Annotated in this window: 15 protein-coding genes; 10 read left to right on the top strand and 5 right to left on the bottom strand. The window is 68.9% G+C overall.

Annotation, left to right across the window (positions count from 1 at the left end):
* The first annotated feature begins 53 nt into the window (after positions 1 to 53).
* The 3 genes from JZ791_RS30930 (at position 54) to JZ791_RS30920 (ending at position 5491) form a co-directional block, all read left to right on the top strand.
* The gene (locus JZ791_RS30930; RefSeq protein ID WP_254206635.1) at positions 54 to 1448 is read left to right on the top strand and encodes a DNA polymerase IV; all 1395 of its coding nucleotides are present in this window, start codon (positions 54 to 56) and stop codon (positions 1446 to 1448) included.
* Positions 1449 to 1509: 61 nt separating this feature from the next.
* Positions 1510 to 2025, top strand: a complete 516-nt coding sequence (locus JZ791_RS30925; protein WP_216899175.1) for a WKL family lipoprotein — start codon at positions 1510 to 1512, stop codon at positions 2023 to 2025.
* Positions 2026 to 2209: 184 nt separating this feature from the next.
* Positions 2210 to 5491, top strand: coding sequence for an arabinosyltransferase domain-containing protein (locus JZ791_RS30920; protein ID WP_254206634.1), 3282 nt, complete (start codon positions 2210 to 2212; stop codon positions 5489 to 5491).
* A gap of 171 nt (positions 5492 to 5662) precedes the next feature.
* On the opposite strand, the gene JZ791_RS30915 is transcribed toward JZ791_RS30920, so the two are convergent.
* Positions 5663 to 6376 (bottom strand): sensor domain-containing protein, encoded by a 714-nt coding sequence (locus JZ791_RS30915; RefSeq protein ID WP_216899172.1) that lies wholly within the window; start codon positions 6374 to 6376, stop codon positions 5663 to 5665.
* A 35-nt stretch (positions 6377 to 6411) separates the two neighbouring features.
* Positions 6412 to 7362 (bottom strand): hypothetical protein, encoded by a 951-nt coding sequence (locus tag JZ791_RS30910; protein WP_308163174.1) that lies wholly within the window; start codon positions 7360 to 7362, stop codon positions 6412 to 6414.
* 311 nt (positions 7363 to 7673) lie between these two features.
* Between JZ791_RS30910 and lspA the strand changes: the two genes are divergently transcribed.
* The 3 genes from lspA (at position 7674) to JZ791_RS30895 (ending at position 9859) form a co-directional block, all read left to right on the top strand.
* Positions 7674 to 8207: a signal peptidase II gene (gene lspA / locus JZ791_RS30905; protein ID WP_216899205.1), complete on the top strand. Its 534-nt coding sequence runs from the start codon at positions 7674 to 7676 to the stop codon at positions 8205 to 8207.
* Between the two features lie 73 nt (positions 8208 to 8280).
* The gene (locus JZ791_RS30900) at positions 8281 to 9207 is read left to right on the top strand and encodes an RluA family pseudouridine synthase (RefSeq protein ID WP_216899170.1); all 927 of its coding nucleotides are present in this window, start codon (positions 8281 to 8283) and stop codon (positions 9205 to 9207) included.
* A complete protein-coding gene (locus JZ791_RS30895; protein ID WP_216899168.1) occupies positions 9200 to 9859 on the top strand; it encodes a hypothetical protein in 660 nt (219 codons plus the stop codon). The genes JZ791_RS30900 and JZ791_RS30895 overlap by 8 nt, the downstream gene beginning before the upstream one ends.
* Before the next feature lie 14 nt (positions 9860 to 9873).
* On the opposite strand, the gene JZ791_RS30890 is transcribed toward JZ791_RS30895, so the two are convergent.
* The gene (locus tag JZ791_RS30890) at positions 9874 to 10218 is read right to left on the bottom strand and encodes a VOC family protein (protein WP_216899167.1); all 345 of its coding nucleotides are present in this window, start codon (positions 10216 to 10218) and stop codon (positions 9874 to 9876) included.
* Between the two features lie 208 nt (positions 10219 to 10426).
* Here JZ791_RS30890 and JZ791_RS46185 point away from each other — a divergent pair, with 208 nt between their 5' ends.
* Complete coding sequence (locus JZ791_RS46185; protein ID WP_256461990.1) at positions 10427 to 10561, top strand: hypothetical protein; 135 nt, start codon at positions 10427 to 10429, stop codon at positions 10559 to 10561.
* A gap of 108 nt (positions 10562 to 10669) precedes the next feature.
* On the opposite strand, the gene JZ791_RS30885 is transcribed toward JZ791_RS46185, so the two are convergent.
* Positions 10670 to 11851 carry an FAD-dependent monooxygenase gene (locus JZ791_RS30885; protein WP_216899165.1) on the bottom strand — a complete coding sequence of 394 codons (1182 nt, stop codon included), beginning with the start codon at positions 11849 to 11851 and terminating at the stop codon, positions 10670 to 10672.
* Between the two features lie 155 nt (positions 11852 to 12006).
* On the opposite strand from JZ791_RS30885, the gene JZ791_RS30880 reads away from it, so the two are divergent.
* From JZ791_RS30880 to JZ791_RS30870, 3 genes are all read left to right on the top strand, one after another.
* Positions 12007 to 13569 carry an MFS transporter gene (locus tag JZ791_RS30880; protein ID WP_308163172.1) on the top strand — a complete coding sequence of 521 codons (1563 nt, stop codon included), beginning with the start codon at positions 12007 to 12009 and terminating at the stop codon, positions 13567 to 13569.
* An 87-nt stretch (positions 13570 to 13656) separates the two neighbouring features.
* On the top strand, positions 13657 to 16068 hold the full coding sequence (locus tag JZ791_RS30875) for an HAD-IC family P-type ATPase (protein WP_216899163.1): 2412 nt from the start codon (positions 13657 to 13659) through the stop codon (positions 16066 to 16068).
* 134 nt (positions 16069 to 16202) lie between these two features.
* Positions 16203 to 17021 carry a PhzF family phenazine biosynthesis protein gene (locus JZ791_RS30870; protein ID WP_216899162.1) on the top strand — a complete coding sequence of 273 codons (819 nt, stop codon included), beginning with the start codon at positions 16203 to 16205 and terminating at the stop codon, positions 17019 to 17021.
* A 4-nt stretch (positions 17022 to 17025) separates the two neighbouring features.
* Here the strand turns inward: JZ791_RS30870 and JZ791_RS30865 are convergent.
* Positions 17026 to 17614 (bottom strand): polysaccharide deacetylase family protein (locus tag JZ791_RS30865; RefSeq protein ID WP_216899160.1); only part of this gene is annotated, 589 nt, incomplete at its 5' end.

Below are 17614 nucleotides of genomic sequence, written 5' to 3'. Positions count from 1 at the left end.
ATGAACCCCGCGATTCCGAGCACCGGGCCCGGCGTTGGGTGCTGCACATCGATATGGACGCGTTCTTCGCCTCGGTCGAGCAACTCACCCGGCCCACCCTGCGCGGACGGCCCGTTCTCGTCGGTGGAATGGGTGCGCGGGGCGTGGTGGCCGGGGCCAGTTACGAGTCCCGGGTGTTCGGTGCGCGCTCGGCGATGCCGATGCATCAGGCCCGCCGCCTGATCGGGGTCACCGCGGTGGTGGTGCCGCCGCGCGGGGTGGTGTACGGCGAGCTCAGCGGGCAGGTGTTCGAGGCGTTGCGCTCGCGCATCCCGGTGCTGGAGACGCTGTCGTTCGACGAGGCGTTCGGCGAGCCCGCCGAACTGGCCGGTGCGAGCGCCGATGCGGTGCTGGAGTTCTGTGAGGCGCTGCGGGCCCTGGTTCGCGAGCGCACCGGCCTGGTCGCCTCGGTCGGCGCGGGCACCGGCAAGCAGCTCGCCAAGATCGCCTCGAACCTGGCCAAACCCGATGGGGTGCGGGTGATTTCACCCCACGAACAGCAGCAGTTGCTGGCCGCGCTGCCGGTGCGCAAGCTGTGGGGGATCGGTCCGGTCGCGCAGGGGCGCCTGCGCTCGGTGGGCATCGAGACCGTGGGCGGGTTCGCTGGGCTGCCCGAGTCGGAGGCGGTGTCGCTGCTCGGCGGCAGCGTAGGCGCGGCACTGCACCGCCTGGCCCGCGGCCTGGACGACCGCCCGGTCGCCGAGCGCACCGAGGCCAAGCAGATCAGCGCCGAGACCACCTACGAGACCGATATCCGCACCCTCGCTCAGCTGCGTCCCGCGATCGAGGAGATGGCCGAGGCGGCGCATCGGCGACTGCTGCGCGACGGCCGGGCCGCGCGCACGGTGGTGCTGAAACTCAGAAAGGCCGATATGAGCATCCTGACCCGCTCCTTCACGCTGCCGTACGCCACCGAGGATCCGACCACCCTCACCGCCGCGGCCCTGCGCTCGGCCCTGGATCCGGCGCAGATCGGGCCGATCCGCCTGGTCGGTGTCGGTTACGGCGGACTGTCGGAGGTGCGTCAGGAGTCGCTGTTCCCGGAGCTGGACCAGTCGACCGAACCGCGCGGTTCGGCGGAATTGGACGAATTCGTCGCCGCCGAGCCGATTTTCGCCGAACCCTCCGCGCACCCCGACACACCTACCGCCGACACGCCCGGGCCGAGTGTGTCGGCGGACACCGCCATCGTGCCGCCCGCGACCCGCTCCTTGCACACCGCCGAGTTCTTCTACCCAGGTCGCGACGTTGCCCATCGCGAATTCGGGCACGGCTGGGTGCAGGGCAGCGGGCACGGTCGTGTCACAGTCAGATTCGAGACCCGCTCGACAGGGCCGGGACCGGCGTATACCTTCGCTGCCGACGATTCCGACCTCGGTCCGGCCGATCCGCTCCTTAGCCTCCGTTGAAGGTTGACGGGTAGGTTGATGCCCACATCGTGCAGGACCAACCGAACGAGAAGGACGAGCATTGAAGCTTTCCAGGACTGGACGCATCGCGGTTGCCGCGCTGGCCGTCACGGCCGCACTGGGCCTGTCGGCCTGTGGTAGTGGCGACAAGACCTCGAGCTCTTCGAGTTCCTCGACGAGCACCAGCGCCGCCGCTGCTACGACCGCCGCGAACACGCCGCCGGTGCCGACCGCGCCCCAGCTGAACCAGGAGCTGGCCGAGGTGCTGAACCCGAATGTCGCGGACTCCGAGAAGGTGCAGTATCTGCAGAACGGCACCACGGCCCTGCAGAAGGACCCGCAGATGATCAACAAGCTGATCGCGGCCTACAAGCAGAACAACGCCAAGATCACGGTCACCTCCGTGCAGTCTCTCGGCGACACGCTGACCGCCACGGCCGACTTCTCGGTCAACGGCGGCCAGAACAACACCGCCACCGTCCCGTTCGTCGTGCAGGACGGCAAGTGGGTGCTGCAGCTGCAGTGGGCCTGCAACGGTCTGAAGAACCTGAACCAGAGCTCTCCCGCCTGCACCTAGGCCGAAGAGCGGGGTCACACCCGGGCCGACGGGCCGCGAACCAGCCGCAGCGATGCTGTCGGAAACCACCTGGTTCGCGGCCCGTTCTCGTTCCCTGGCTTTCTTAAGGCCAGGCTGAGAATCGTCCAGCGATTTCGTCGGTTACCCAGGGTCCCGGCTAACATCTGCCTCCGTGACCGACACGATGGTGAGGGCGGATGAGGCGCCCGCGGCGGGCGAGAATCCCGGAAATCAGGGATCGCGCCGCAGGAATTGGGCCAAGCCGGTGGCGTTCATCGCGGGCCTGCTCGGCGCATTGTTCGCCGTCGCGGTGCCGCTGCTCCCGGTGAAGGTGGACCACACCACGCTGTCCTGGCCGCAGCAGGGCTCGCCGCGCAGCATCACCGCGCCGCTGGTCAGCTACGCGCCGTTGACCTTCGACACCACGATCCCGTACAGCGCGATGGCGCAACTCGGTGCGCACGGCGGCGTGCTGGTGTCGACCCTGCCCGACGGCGCCCCCGATCTCGAGCACTACGGGTTCGTGGCGCGGGTGAATCCGGCACAGGACCATCAGCCCGAAACCTTCCAGGCGGTGCTTCGCAACCAGTCGCTGCTGAGTGTGCCGCTGAAGGATCTGCGGGGCGCCACCTTCACCCTGCACGCCGGTATTTCCTCGGCCACGGCGACATTGGCCGGCGGCGCGGTGCCCGCCTCGGTGGCGAATCCCGTGACGCTGACCGGTGATTGGCGTCCGCAGCTGGTCGGGATCTTCAGCGAGCTGCGCTCGCCGGCCGGAACCACGGCCGGCGCGCAGGTCGACAGCCGGTTCTCGATCACCCCGACGATCGCCAAGCGCGTCTCGACGATCCTGGCGATCGTGTGCACGCTCATCGCGCTGGTGGCGCTGTACTTCCTGGACGCGCGGGACGGGCGCCGGTTCCGGCGGCTGCTGCCGCAGCGTTGGTGGACCTTCCGGTTCGTGGACGCGATCGTGCTCGGGACGCTCGTCGTCTGGTACTTCATCGGATCGACCACCTCCGATGACGGGTACCAGTTCGGCATGGCCCGGGCCTCGCTGGTGTCGGGTTACATGGCGAACTACTTCCGCTACTGGGGTGTGCCCGAAACACCGGTCGGCACACCGTGGTTCGACATGCTCGCGCGGATGTCCGAATTGAGCACCGCGAGCCCGTGGGTGCGCCTGCCCACGCTGCTGGCCGGGATCCTGTGCTGGCTGCTGATCAGCCGCGAGATCCTGCCGCGGTTCGGCGCGGCCGTGCGGCACGACAGGGTCGCGGTGTGGACCGGCGCGCTGGGCTTCCTGGCGATCTGGCTGCCGTACGACAACGGCCTGCGCCCGGAGCCGATCGTGGCGGTCTGCGTGATGTTGACCTGGTGCTTCGTCGAGCGGTCCATCGCGACCCACCGGTTGCTGCCGTATGCGCTGGCGATCGTGGCGGCGGCGTTCGCGTGTACCGCCAACCCGTCCGGTGCGATCTGCCTCGCGCCGCTGATCGCCGGGATGCGATCGGTCTGGCGGTTCGGCATCACCCGAGCCCGCGAATTGGCTGGGGCCGCACCGGGAACGAAAGTCTCTCGGTGGGGCTGGACCCGCGCGTACGGCGCACTGCTGGCCCCGCTGGCCGGCGCGGGCACGCTGGTCGTGGCGGTGGCGTTCTCGGTGATCCCGCTGTCGGACATGTTCGAGACCGATCGCGTCCACCAGATCGCCGGCCCGGCCGACGCCTGGTACAACGAATACCTCAGCTATCAGTGGCTGTTCATGCCCACCGCGGACGGTTCGATCGGTCGCCGCTTCGGCATGGTCGCGATGTGGCTGGGCCTGCTGGTCTGTGTGTTCGTGCTGTTGCGCAAGGGCGGGCGGATTCCCTTCACCGCGCCCGGGCCGACCAAGCGCCTGCTGGGGCTGACGTTCGGCGCGATCCTGCTGATGGCGCTGTCGCCCACCAAGTTCACTCACCACAACGGCGTGTACGCCGGGATCGCCGGATGCGTCGCGGCGCTGACCGCGGTGGCGGTGGGGCCGAAAGTACTGCGCTCGCTGCGCAACCGGGCGCTGTTCGGTGCGGTGGTGAGCCTGATCCTGGCGCAGGTGTTCACCAGCGTCAATCAGTGGTGGTGGATCTCCAGCTTCGGCGTGCCGTGGAACGACAAGCCGCCCTCCATCCATCACTTCACGCTGTACAAGATCTTCCTGATCCCCGCGGTGATATTCCTGGCGCTGGCCGCTTGGTGGCATGTGCGGGCGCCGGAACCCGGTACGCCGCAGCGGGTTTCGCCTAGAGCCTCGAAGCTCATGAAGATTCCGCCGCTCACCGTGGCGGCGGCGATCCTGGTGCTGTTCGAGGTAGGGTCGTTCGCCAAGGGCGTGGTCTCACAGTATCCCGGCTTCTCGCTGGCCGCCTCGAATGTGGCTGCGGTGACGGGGAAGACGTGTGGTCTGGCCAATGACGTTCTGGTGGAGCCGGATCCGAACGCCTCGATGTTGAAGCCGCTGGCCGGAGGTAATCCGTTCCGCGCATTCGCCAATGGCGCGACGGGATTCGTGCCGGACGGAATCGGTGACCTGACTCCCGACGGCCAGCCCGCCGGCTCCAGCAGCATCGCGAGCGCCACCACGCTGGGCGCCAGGTCGAGCGCTGATTCGGGCACGCAGACCGCCGGTGCGCCATTGCCTTTCGGTCTCGACTCGCGGACGACCCCGGAGTTGGGCACGTCCGGACAGGGCGGGAATTCGGACCTGACCACCGGCTGGTACCGCCTGCCACCGTCGAGCGATCGTGGCGGCATCATCGCGGTCGCCGCGGCCGGACGTATCCAGTCGGTCGACAAGGACGGCATCGTCACGCCGGGCGAGCCAGTCCAGATCGAATACGGCACAACCGATTCCGCGACAACCGCACAGCCGCTGGGACGGGTGACGCCGATGGATATCGGCCCGGCCCCGTCGTGGCGCAACCTGCGAGTGCCGTTGAGTCAGGTTCCCGCGCGGGCCGATGTGGTCCGCATCGTGGCCGGCGTGCACAGCCTCGATCCCGGACAGTGGGTGGCACTGACCCCGCCGCGTGTGCCGGTCACCGAGACGCTGAACACGCTGGTCGGGTCCCAGCAGCCGGTGTTGCAGGACTGGGCGGTCGGGTTGCAGTTCTCGTGCCAGCGCCCGTACGACCACAAGGACGGCATCGCCCAGACCCCGCTGTGGCGCATCATGCCCGACCGCGGCGGCGCGCACGACACCACGCTGTGGGAGAGCCACGACGGCGGCGGGCCGCTCGGCTGGAGTGATCAGTTGCTGCGCTCGAGCACGCTGGCCACCTATCTGAAGGACAATTGGCGCGAGGACTGGGGCGAGCTGCAGAGCCTGACCCCGATCGCCCCGGACGCCGTCCCTGCGGCGCCCACGGTGACGCAGGACACCCACGGCGGGATGTGGACGCCGGGCCATATCAATACGGCCTGGTAGGAACGTCCGTGGTTCCGTCGCTGGTCCCGTTCGTCGTTCCGGCACTCGCCTTGTTCGTCGTTCCGGCGCGCTTTTGGCCGGAATCCACCGACCCGCAGTGGGTTACGGTGGATTCCGGCCGACAGGCAGGCCGGGACGATGGGATGATTTCATGCCGGACGATGGAGCGCTCTACGGTCCCGAGATGCCCTGTAGCCGCTGGACCTGGGTGTCGGTGAGGCCGCGCAGGGCTTCGGGGTCGACGGGTTTCTGCGCCGCGCGGGCGACCTGGACAACGGTACTGCCGACCAGAGCGACCGTGGCCGCTGAATACAGCGTCATGCCCTGGCTGGTGGTGCGGACCTGGAACGAGACCGACGCGTCACCCGCTCGAGCCTGGTTCAGCCCGCCGACCTGGTAGCTCACGGCTGTGCCGTCGGCATCGGTGCCCGAATAGGAGCCGCAGTCGCCCAGCAGCTGCTGAACCGTCGAGAACGCCTGTGCCGCAGCCTTGTTCGGATAGCTGGCGGCGTCGATATCGATGCTGTCGAAGTCGGCCGACGAATAGTGCACCGCGCCGCCGGCGGTCGAGCCGGGGACCTGATCGCTCACCGGGTCCAGCACCTTCGCGCATGCGGCCGGGCTGGTGTGCGAGCGGTCCGGCTGGGTCGGGCCGTTACCGCCGCCGCCCGAGCCGTTGTCGATCTGCTCGAATCCGGGCGGCATATCGGTCGCGGTGAGCAGCTTCGCCTGGAGTGCGGCGGAATCGGTGAAGGGCGCGGCGGTCACCGAGGAGGGGATCTTCGCCGAACTCACCCGCGGCAGCGAACTACCGTGGTGCGAGCCGCATCCGGCGGCCAGGACCGCGGCAGCGACGATCAGGACAGTGCGGCTGCGGCTGAACACACTGTCACTGTGGCATACGGGCGGTGCGTGTCGGCCTACCGCCCCCATTGCACCCGGGTGCTGGTGTTCTGCGAGACCAGGACCGCGCTGTGCGGGTCGCGGAAGGTCTGCGTGCCGCCCACGGTGACCGCTCCCGAAACCGGCAGCGGCAGGCCGAGATCCACCGTGATGGTGCCCGCGCCGTGCATCGCGTAGTCGATGATGTTCAGCGCGCCCGCGTTGTTGGGCAGCGCCCACAGGTTCGACTGCGGCGTCTGGGTGACATTGAGGCCGATGGTCAGCAGATTGCCCTGGCGCTTGGTCAGCGTCGCCGTGGTCACCTGCTCCAGCGGCACGCCGGCGCCGACCTCCTGGCGCACCGTCCACACCGCGCCCTCGCCGACCGCGGCCGTCGGGAAGGCGATCGACTGATACACCGCCTGGTAGAACGCCTGCTCCAGGGCCGCGCGGGCGGTGTCCGAGGTGGTCGGGGTGGCGGCCATCCGCAGCGCGGTGATCGCGCCCACCTCGCTCATCGCGAATCCGGCGTGCGAGCCGTCCGCCGACTGCAACTGCTGGGCCAGGTCCGGATCGGACGAGGTGGCGGTGCCGAGCGTCAGGTCGACGCCGTCGGAGCAGGTCGTCGCGGTGAGCGGGATGGTGACGGTCGGCGGGGAGAAATCGCGCGAGGTCTGGTTGTTGATCTGCTGTTCGATGTGATGGACCGTGTGCAGTGTCACCTGCTGGGAGTGGCCGACGGCGATCGCGCGGCGCAGCAGTGAGCGCGGCTGTTCACCCGCGTTCAGCACCGTGGTCACCACCGCCGAGATCGGCATGGTGACCTCCTTGTCCAGAGCGGACGGGTCGACCTCGGCCTCGCTGCGGCGCTCGATGACGTCGCTGCACGCGGCGACGCCGAGGGTCGCCATGGCGACCGTGAGGACCAGCAGCAACGCACCCGTGCGGGCGGGCCGGAATCTCCTGCGGGAGTGGGAAGGCACCGTCACGTCGAACAGGTTACGACCGGTACCTGAAAATCTGCTTTGACGCGACCGAGAGAGCGCGGCTCTGTCCAGCTGCGAAGCCGTGATCGGCATAGGGAATGATGGGTGAGGTGAGTATCGACCGGCCGCGCGAGCAGCACACCGACGACCACATAGATGACGACCGTATCGACGACCGTGACGAGGCATCCCGCCGGACCGGCGACGAGGCGTCCGTCGATGCGGGCCGCCAGGCGAGCGCCGGATCGGTGGACGGCGAGGCCGGCGCGGTATCGGCCGATTCGGACCACGAGGGGGCGAGTCCCACCGCGGAGATGGATACCGGGGCGGAGGTATATGAGGCCCCGCGCCGCACTCTGCCGATCCTGTTGACGATCGCGGCCGTGGCGTTCGCCCTGGACCTCGGTTCCAAGGCCCTGGTGGTCGCGAATATGACTCCAGGCGAGCCTGTTTCCATCATCGGCGACGTGGTGCGCCTGACCCTCATACGCAATCCGGGCGCGGCGTTCTCCATGGCCACCGGCATGACCTGGCTGTTGACGCTGATCGCCGCGGCCGTCGTGGTCGGGGTGATCCGGATCGGGCGGTCGCTGCGATCGGCGGGCTGGGCGGTCGGGCTGGGCCTGGTACTCGGCGGCGCGGTCGGCAACCTGGTCGATCGGCTGTTCCGCGCGCCCGGCCCGCTGCAGGGCCACGTCGTGGACTTCATCTCCGTGACGAAGTGGTGGCCGGTGTTCAACCTGGCCGACTCCTCGATCGTCTGCGGCGCGATTCTGCTGGTCGTGCTGACCGTGTTCGGGTTCGAACCGGATGGTCGGCACTCGCGGTCGCAGGAGGACCGAGCATGAGGGAGCTTGCGACCGAATCCATGACACAGCGGGCTTCGCTCATGCCGGAGCCGAGCGGCAGCGAGGCGCGGGCATGAGGGAGAGCCGTGCCATGCCGGTTCCCGACGGTCTGGACGGGATGCGGGTGGACGCCGGGCTGTCGCGGCTGCTGGGGCTGTCGCGGACGGCTGTCGCGGCGCTCACCGAGGACGGTTCGGTGCAGCTCGACGGGGCGCCGGCCGGTAAATCGGATCGGCTGGCCGGGGGCGCGTGGCTCGAGGTGGAGTTTGCGGAGCCCAAGCGGGAGTTGACGGTCGAGGTCACGCCCGTCGACGGCATGAAGATCCTCTACGCCGACGACGATATCGTCGCGGTGGACAAGCCGGTCGGGGTGGCCGCGCACACCGGTGTCGGCTGGTCCGGGCCCACGGTGGTGGGCGGGCTGGCCGCGATGGGTTACCGGATCTCCACCTCCGGGGCGCACGAGCGGCAGGGCATCGTGCACCGCCTCGACGTCGGCACGTCCGGGGTGATGGTGGTGGCGCAGTCCGAGCATGCCTATACAGTGCTCAAGCGCGCGTTCAAGCAGCGCACCATCGATAAGCGGTATCACGCCCTGGTCCAGGGGCATCCGGACCCGTCCAGCGGCACCATCGACGCGCCGATCGGCCGCGCGCGCGGCAACGACTGGAAGTTCGCGGTCACCGCCGACGGTCGTCCCAGCGTCACCCACTACGACACCGTCGAGGCGTTCCAGGCCGCCAGCCTGCTGGACGTCCACTTGGAAACCGGTCGCACGCACCAGATCCGGGTGCATTTCTCCGCGATCCGGCATCCCTGCTGTGGCGATCTCACCTACGGCGCGGATCCGCGGCTCGCGCAGCGGCTCGGGCTGGAACGCCAATGGCTGCACGCCCGGTCGCTGGGCTTCGCGCATCCCGCCGACGGGCGCTGGGTCGAGATCACCAGCGAGTATCCGGCCGATCTGGAGCACGCCCTGGACGTCCTGCGGCATGCGTGAGCGCTGGCGAATCGCTGGATTCGTCGGTGCGGCAGTCGTATTCGTCGTGTTCATCGTGGTGCTGGGCTGGGCCGAGCCGCCCCGCGCCTCGGTGGTCGCGACCGATCGGCTGGGACCGGACTCCGGTGAGCGAGTAGCGGACTACCTTGCGCGGGCACGGGTTTCGCTTCAGGGTGGTGACGCCGACGAGCATTGGGCGCTGGTCACCTTCACGACCGGCGTCGCGCCGGACGACCTTCCGAAATCCGTTGCGGGTCTGCGGATCTCGAACGTGGTCTACCACGTGCCGATCGACCGCGTGTACACCCCGCCGATCACCGTGCCCGTCCCCGCGGGTGACGCGGCCGCGATCGGTTCGGCCCGCGCCGCGGCGGGAGCCTTGAACACGTCGCAGACCACCGACGACCGCACCCGCCGCATCGCCGCGGTCATGGCGGCGCGCCTGCAGGCCGGGTGCCCCTGCGCCGTCGACCTGGTCGTGCGCGGCCGCCTGGACCAGCTTCGAGCCCTGTCCACGCGTCCGGGCATCCGCTCGGTCGAGGCGCTACCGCCGGACGCCGCCGCCGATGCCTTCGCGCTGCTGCCGCTGCTGCCCGAGCAGACCGATGCCGTCGTACCCGGCCCCGACGACGGCCCGGTCCCGGACCGCTGACGCGGTCTCCCGGCTCAGGACTGGGCGAGCCCGATGACGTTGCCCTGGGCGTCCTTGACGATCGCCACCAGTTTGCCGCCGCCGACCTCGTGCACATCCTCGGAGACCAGGCCGCCGGCCTCCACCAGCGCCTTGACCTGGCCCTTGATGTCGTCGACGGTCCAGAACGGCGTCCCGGTGACCAGGCCGCGCTGATCGCCGCCCGGAACCAGTCCCACCGCGATCCCGTCGGCGGTCTCGAAGTGCACGTAATAGGGCTGATCCATCGCCGGAGCGACCCCCAGCAATGCTGTGAACTGGGCCTTCGCCGCGTCGATATCGGTCACCGGGTAGAGGATCGCATCCAGCTTCTTCGCCATCGGAGTGTTCCCTTCTGTGTTTTGTACTCCGTCGTCATCAACGGTATGGCCCGACCCCCGTCCGGAGCTTCTCGATTCCTGATCAGTTGCCGTTCGCGCCTCGCGAACATGTCGTACCCCCGCTGCACAATGAGCCCATGACCACCACCCCGGCCGGGTCCGCGACCCGTTCGGCAACATCTGGTGGATCACCGCCATCGTCGAAACCGTGACGCCACAGGAGGGTATGCGCCGGCTGGGTGAGCCCGGGTATCAGCAGCAGATGTGGTTCGCCCAGGAAACCCTGGATGCCGAACTCAGCGGTCGCCCGCAGGGTCGCACCAGCGATGTGATCACCACGTAGTGGCGAACGGCCGCGCGTCGGTACGATGCAGTCAGGTCATCGAATGTGCTTCTGCGGCATTGGCATCCATCGGCTGACGGGCCGGTCGGATCGGGTTGCGGATGCTGCTCACTTCTCCAGGTCGTACAGGTAGAGGCGGCCTCCGGCAAGGATGGACCGCATCCAGGCGTCGAAGTCGCCGGGCGTCATGGTGGTCCACGATGGCGTCGAGGTGACCTGGGCCTGGCCGATGCGCTCGCCGAGGTCGACCAGCGCGTTGCCCGCGGGGCGCCGCTCGGCGTCGTAAGCGGCCAGCACGGTGTCCCAGTCACGGTGCTCGCGATGCAGGCGGCCCAGTGCCAGGGCGTCCTGGACGGCCTTGACCGCCCCACTGCCGGCGTGCGGCCGGACCACCGTGGCCGCGTCGCCGATCAACGCGATCCGCTGTGCCGCGTACTGGGACATCCGCACGTCGACGACCGGATGGACCAGGGTGGTGTTCCGCTCGGTCCGCGCGATGATCTCCCGCCAGTAGGGCGGGAAGTGATCGGTCAGCAGGTCGTCGAGCCCGTGCAGGCGATCCCCGGTGACCGCGCCGAGGCCGGGCGACAGCGACTGCGCCGTTCGGTGATACACCGCCCAGTAGACGCGCAGTCCGGGCGGATGCGGGGCGGGAATCAGCATCATCACGCCGTGCCCGCCGGAGTAGACCACGCTCGAGCTCTGGTGCCGCAGCGCGTCGGGTATCGGCTCGGGGACCTCGGTGATCGGATAGCCCCCGCGCCACAGCACGTATCCGGCGTGGTGGGGCGTCGCGGCCGGATCCACGAACGCTCGCGCCATCGACTGGTAACCGTCCGCGCCGAGGACGACGTCGAATCGCTCGGCCGTGCCGTCACCCAAGCGCAAGGTGACGGCGTCGGCGCCGGGTTCGATCCCGGTCACCGGCAGGCCGTCGCGGTAGTCGGCGCCGTCGAGGCGATCCCGGAGGTTCGCCCAGAGCATGCCCCAGTTGTGGGAAGCTCCGTGCATCGATTGCCGCCACAGCAGCCGGCCGAGCGGTGCGTCCCCGTCACGGGCGAACCAGTAGCGCTCGGCGATGAACTGCGCGGGCGCCCGGGCATCGATCAGGCCCTCGGCTTCCAATTCGTTGCGGACCTCGACCGGAAACGAGACGCCGTGACCGCGATCCCGCAGCGCGCCCGCACTGCGCTCGAAAACGGTGACATCGCATCCGGCCCGTCGCAAAACGATGGCGGCGGCGCATCCGGCGATACTGCCGCCGATGATGCCGACCCGCTTACCGTTCATACAAGCCACCCCGGATATGCCAAGCTCGCTCGAATTCTAGTGCAGCCCACGACGTGATTCGGTCCTATCGATGCCAGACGGGTATTCATCGGACCGCCCGACGATGATTGCGCGTTCGACGTGGGTTCGACGTCCGTTACAAGTACCCTGTGCGCGTGACGTCCACGGATAATCCGCCCAAATCCGCTGTGCGGACCGGTATCGCGCTGGCGGCTCTCAGCGCCGTGTTGTTCGTGACCTTTCTCGACACGACGGTGGTCAGTGTCGCGCTGGGAGATATCCGGCACGAGTTGAGCACCGATGTGATGCTGCTGCAGTGGGTGGTCAACGGCTACACGCTGGTGTTCGCCTGCCTCATGCTGGCGGGCGGGTCGCTCGGTGACCGGTGGGGGCGCAAGCGGGTCATGATCGCCGGTTTGGTGATCTTCTGCGCCGGCTCGGTCGTCTCGGCCATGGCCGACAGCGTGCCGGCGCTCATCGCCGGGCGCGTGGTCATGGGTGTGGGTGCGGCCGCGTCGGAGCCGGGCACGCTGTCGGTGCTGCGGCAGATGTTCCCGGACGAGCGGGCGCGCGCCAAGGCGGTCGGGGTCTGGGCGGCGGTGTCCGGTCTCGCCCTGGCAGCCGGGCCGGTGCTGGGCGGCGAGCTGGTCCACGCGTACGGGTGGCGGTCGATCTTCTGGTTCAACCTCATACTCGGGGCCGTAGCCCTGGTCGCCGCGCTGTGGTCGGTTCCGGAGAGCTCCGATCCGAGCAAGGCCCGCTTCGACTGGGCCGGATTCCTGCTCGGCGCGATCGCGCTCGGGTCGGTGATCTACGCCGCGACCACCGGTGAGGATCATGGGTACGGCTCCGCCTCGGTGGTCACGCTGTTCGCGGTCGGCGCCCTCGCGTTCATCGGATTCGTCGTGGTCGAGCGGCGCGCCGGCGCGCCGCTGCTGGACTTCCGCTATCTGCGGCTGCCCACGGTGCGCAGCGCGCTCGTGGTCGCCTTCGCCGTCTACTTCGGCGTCTTCTCGATCTTCTTCTTCACCGCGCTGTATCTGCAAGTGATGCAGTCGTATTCGGCTTCGCGCACGGCCACCGTGTTCGCGCCGATGGCCGTGGCGATCATCGTCGGAGCGCTGGTGGCCGGGTTGTGGGTGGCGCGTCAGGGCGCTCGTATCCCCATGATCGTCGGCTGTGTACTCGGCGCGGGCGGGATCCTGCTGACCCGCCAGGCCCTGGCCGGAACACTGCACGATCCCACGCTGTCGGCCGCGATGGCCGTGGCCGGGCTCGGATTCGGCATCGCCGTCGTGCCGTTGACCTCGGCCGTGCTGTCCGGGGTGCCCGCGGAACATTCGGGCATGGCCGCGGCGGTCACCAATACGATGCGCCAGGTCGGTTCGGCCACCGGCGTGGCCGTACTGGGCGCGCTGGTGAACTCGTACCTCATCTCGGAGCTGACGACGCGGATGGATCAGGTGGGACTGCCGGGATCGTTGCAGCCCAACGCGATCGATGCCGTCGAGCGGGGCCGCATACCCAAGGGCATCGACCTCACCCCGTATCTCCAATACCTGTCGAAGGTTTCCGAGGCGATCAACACCGGAAAGACGGCCTTCCACCACGGACTCGCTGTGGCACTGCTGGTTTCGGCGATCTTGATCCTCGCGGCGGCAGTGTTCACCGTGCTGGACGCGGTCTTGCATCGCAAGGACGCGCAGCGGGCGCGGTAAACCCGTACGGCCCCGGGGGATGACCTGGGTGGCGCGACCTTGTGAGCATCCATCTGGTTACCGCGCGTGCGCTCTAGGCTATGGGGTATGTCGAGCACCGAGCAGGTAGCGCGTGAAACCGGGTTGACCAGTGCGGATGTTCAGGAACGGGTTCGTGAGGGTCACACCAACGATATTCCGGACCGGACGGGCCGGTCGGTCGCGGACATCGTCCGGGCAAACGTCTTCACCCGGATCAACGCGATCCTGGGCGTGCTGTTCGTGCTGGTGCTGGCGACCGGATCGCTCATCGACGGGATGTTCGGGCTGCTGATCATCGCCAACAGCGTGTTCGGCGTCGTGCAGGAGTTGCGGGCCAAGCGCACGCTGGACCAACTGGCGATCGTCGGGCAGGCCCGGCCGGTGGTGCGCCGCGACGGCGCCGCGCATCAGGTGGCCCCCGGCGAGGTCGTGCTGGACGACCTGATCGAGCTGGGCCCCGGCGATCAGATCGTGGTCGACGGCGAGGTCCAGGAGTCCGAACTGCTCGAGATCGACGAATCGATGCTGACCGGTGAGGCCGATCCGATCGGCAAGGCCGTGGGCGCGCAGGTGCTCTCGGGCAGCTTCGTGGTGTCCGGCTCGGGCGCCTATCGCGCGACCAAGGTCGGCCGGGACGCCTACGCGGCGCGGCTGGCCTCGGACGCCAGCACATTCACCCTGGTGCGCTCCGAACTGCGCGCCGGTATCGACACCATTCTGAAAGTCATTACGTACCTGTTGATTCCGGCGGGCCTGGTGACGATCTACAACCAGCTGTTCGCCAGTCACCAGTCCTGGCGGTCCGCGCTCAACGGCATGGTGGCCGCACTGGTGCCGATGGTGCCCGAGGGCCTGGTGCTGATGACCACGATCGCGTTCGCGGTCGGTGTGGTGCGCCTGGGGCGGCGGGAATGCCTGGTCCAGGAGCTCCCGGCCATCGAGGGACTGGCGCGGGTGGACGTCGTGTGCGCGGACAAGACCGGGACGCTGACCGAGAACGGCATGGTGCTCTCGGAAATCCGTGTGGTGGGTGAATCCTCGGAGCGGGAACTGCGGCAGGTGCTGGCGTCCCTCGCCGCCGGCGACTCGCGGCCCAACGCCAGCGTGGCGGCGATCGGGGAGGCATGCCCCGAGGCGCCGGGCTGGCGGCGCACGGCGCTGGCCCCGTTCTCCTCGGCGAAGAAGTGGAGCGGCAGCTCCTACGGCGAGCACGGCAACTGGCTGCTCGGCGCGCCCGATGTGCTGCTCGACCCGAAATCCGAGATCGCCGCCACCGCGCAGGATATCGGCAGCAAGGGACTGCGGGTGCTGCTGCTGGCGAGCAGTGACCGTCCGGTCGACGCGCCCGATGCCCCGGGCGAGCCGATTCCGCAGGCGCTGGTCGTGCTCGAGCAGCGCGTGCGTCCCGACGCTCGCGAGACGCTGGAATATTTTGCCGAACAACAGGTCTCGATCAAGGTGATCTCCGGCGACAACGCCGTCTCGGTGGGCGCGGTGGCCACGTCCCTGGGCCTGCCCGGCGGCGACGATCCGGTGGATGCCCGCGAATTACCCTCCGGACAGCAGGATTTGGCGCAGTCGATCGAGCAGCACACCACCTTCGGCCGGGTGCGCCCCGACCAGAAGCGGGCGATGGTCTCGGCGCTGCAATCGCGCGGGCACACGGTCGCGATGACCGGCGACGGCGTCAACGACGTGCTGGCGCTCAAGGACGCCGACATCGGCGTCGCCATGGGCGCGGGCAGCCCGGCCACCCGCGCGGTCGCGCAGATCGTTCTGCTGGACAACAGATTCGCCACGCTGCCATACGTGGTGGGCGAGGGACGGCGGGTGATCGGCAATATCGAGCGGGTGTCGACTCTGTTCCTCACCAAGACCGTGTACTCGGTGCTGCTGGCCTTCCTGGTCGGTGTGGTCGGGATCGGCTCGCAGATCTTCCACTACCAGCCGGTCCCGTATCCTTTCCTGCCCCGGCACGTGACGATGGCGGCCTGGTTCACCATCGGCATCCCGGCGTTCATCCTGTCCCTGGCCCCGAACAACGAAAGGGCGCGAACGGGTTTCGTGCCGCGAGTACTGCGGCTGGCGATACCGTCCGGGGTGGTGATCGGCGCGATGACGTTCGTGGCCTACCTCATCGCCTACCGCGGCGCGCAGCAGAGCGAGGCGCAGAAGGAGCAGGCGGGCACCACGGCGCTGATCACGCTGCTGATCGTGGCGGTGTGGGTGCTGGCGATCGTGGCCCGTCCGTGGGTGTGGTGGAAGGTGTTGCTGATCGCCGGATCCGTTGCGGGCTACGTGATCCTGTTCTCCGTGCCGTTCACCCGGCACTTCTTCCGGCTCGACCCCTCGAATACGGCGCTGACCGGTGTGGCGGTGGCGTGTGGTCTGGTCGGTATCGTGCTGGTCGAAATCGCCTGGTGGTTCAGCGCTGCCGCGACCGGGCGCGCGATGCTGCCGCAGCGGGCCTCGAAATAGCGGCGATCCCAAGGGATTCGCCACCCCGCGTGGATCGGTACGTGCCCGACGCGCGGAACTGGTCGCCTGCTATGGCGCGCCGGGAGGCGAATCCTTTCGCGTGTCGGGCTCGCGGCACGGGTACCTTCGGCAGTATGGAGGTTCTACTGCATCAGATCGACGCGTTCGCCGACGCGCCGTTCACGGGCAATCCGGCGGCGGTGATGCCGCTGGACTCGTGGTTGCCGGACGGGCTGCTGCAACAGCTCGCCGAGGAGAACAACCTCGCCGAAACCGCCTTCTACACTGCGAATCTGCCGCATGAGGCCGGTTACCCGCCCGACGGCGGTCCCGCCTATCACCTGCGCTGGTTCACCCCGAGGGTCGAGGTCGACATGTGCGGGCACGCGACGCTGGCCAGCGCCGCGCAGATCCTCGAGGATATGCATCCGGGCGCGGACCGCGTGCATTTCTACACCCGCAGCGGCTGGCTGTCCGTGGACCGCACCGACGACGACGAACTGGTCCTGGACCTGCCGATGGTCGAATCCCTCGACGTGATACCGGATCCCGAGCTGATCGCAGCGCTGGGCGTGCACCCGGTGCGCGCGCTGACCGGCCAGGACGAGGTGATCGTCCTGGCCACCGAGCGGCAGGTGCGCGAGGCCGAGCCCGATCTCTCGGCGTTCCCGAAGATGTCGCGCGGGGTGATCCTCACCGCCCGCGGCGAGTCGGTCGATTTCGTCTCGCGCCTGTTCGCACCCGGCGTGGGCATTCCGGAGGACCCGGTCACCGGCTCCGCGCACGCCCAGCTCACTCCGCTGTGGGCCGCCGAACTCGGTCGTACCGACCTGCGGGCCCGTCAACTCTCCCGCCGCGGCGGCTCACTGCGCTGCATGCTCGACGGCAACCGGGTGCTGCTGGTCGGTCGTTGTCATCGATACCTGGATGGCGTTGTGCGACTGCCCGACTGAGGTCTCAGCGCACCAGTGCGGTGGCGGTGACCGCGCGTAGATTCCGTTCGCGCAGCCCGTCCAGGATCCCCGGAAGCGCCGTCACCGTCCCGGAATGCCCGAAGTGCAGGCTCACGATGGAGCCGGGCCGCACCTGCTCCAGCACCGTGGCGCGCACCTCGGCGGGGCCGGGCTCGGTGTAATCGAGCGAGTCGAGGTCGTACGACAGCACGTGCGCGTAGCCCGCCTGCCGCGCCAGATCGACCAGCAACGGCGAGGCGTACTGGGTCTGCGAGGGCCGGAACCAGCTGCCCGGCCCGCCGGTCAGGGCACGGATCCGGTCGGCGCACTCGGTGATCTCGGCGGCGGCGTCGGCGGCGGACATGGATGAGATGTCGAGATGGTTCTGGGTGTGGTTGCCCAGATCGTGGCCGCCGGCCAGGATGCGGTGCGCCATCTGCGGATACTGGTCGAGCCAACTGCCCACGGCCAGGACTGTGACCCGTGCGCCCGCCTGTTCGGCGGTGGTGAGCACGGCATCGGCGATCTGCGGACTGCCCTGCCCGTGGAAGGTCAGCGCCACGGCCGGGCGGTCGCGGGGCCCGTTGTCGATC

The sequence above is a fragment of the Nocardia alni genome, assembly GCF_019038435.1.
Lineage (GTDB): Bacteria > Actinomycetota > Actinomycetes > Mycobacteriales > Mycobacteriaceae > Nocardia > Nocardia alni.
This window is presented reverse-complemented; position numbering and strand designations above follow the sequence as displayed.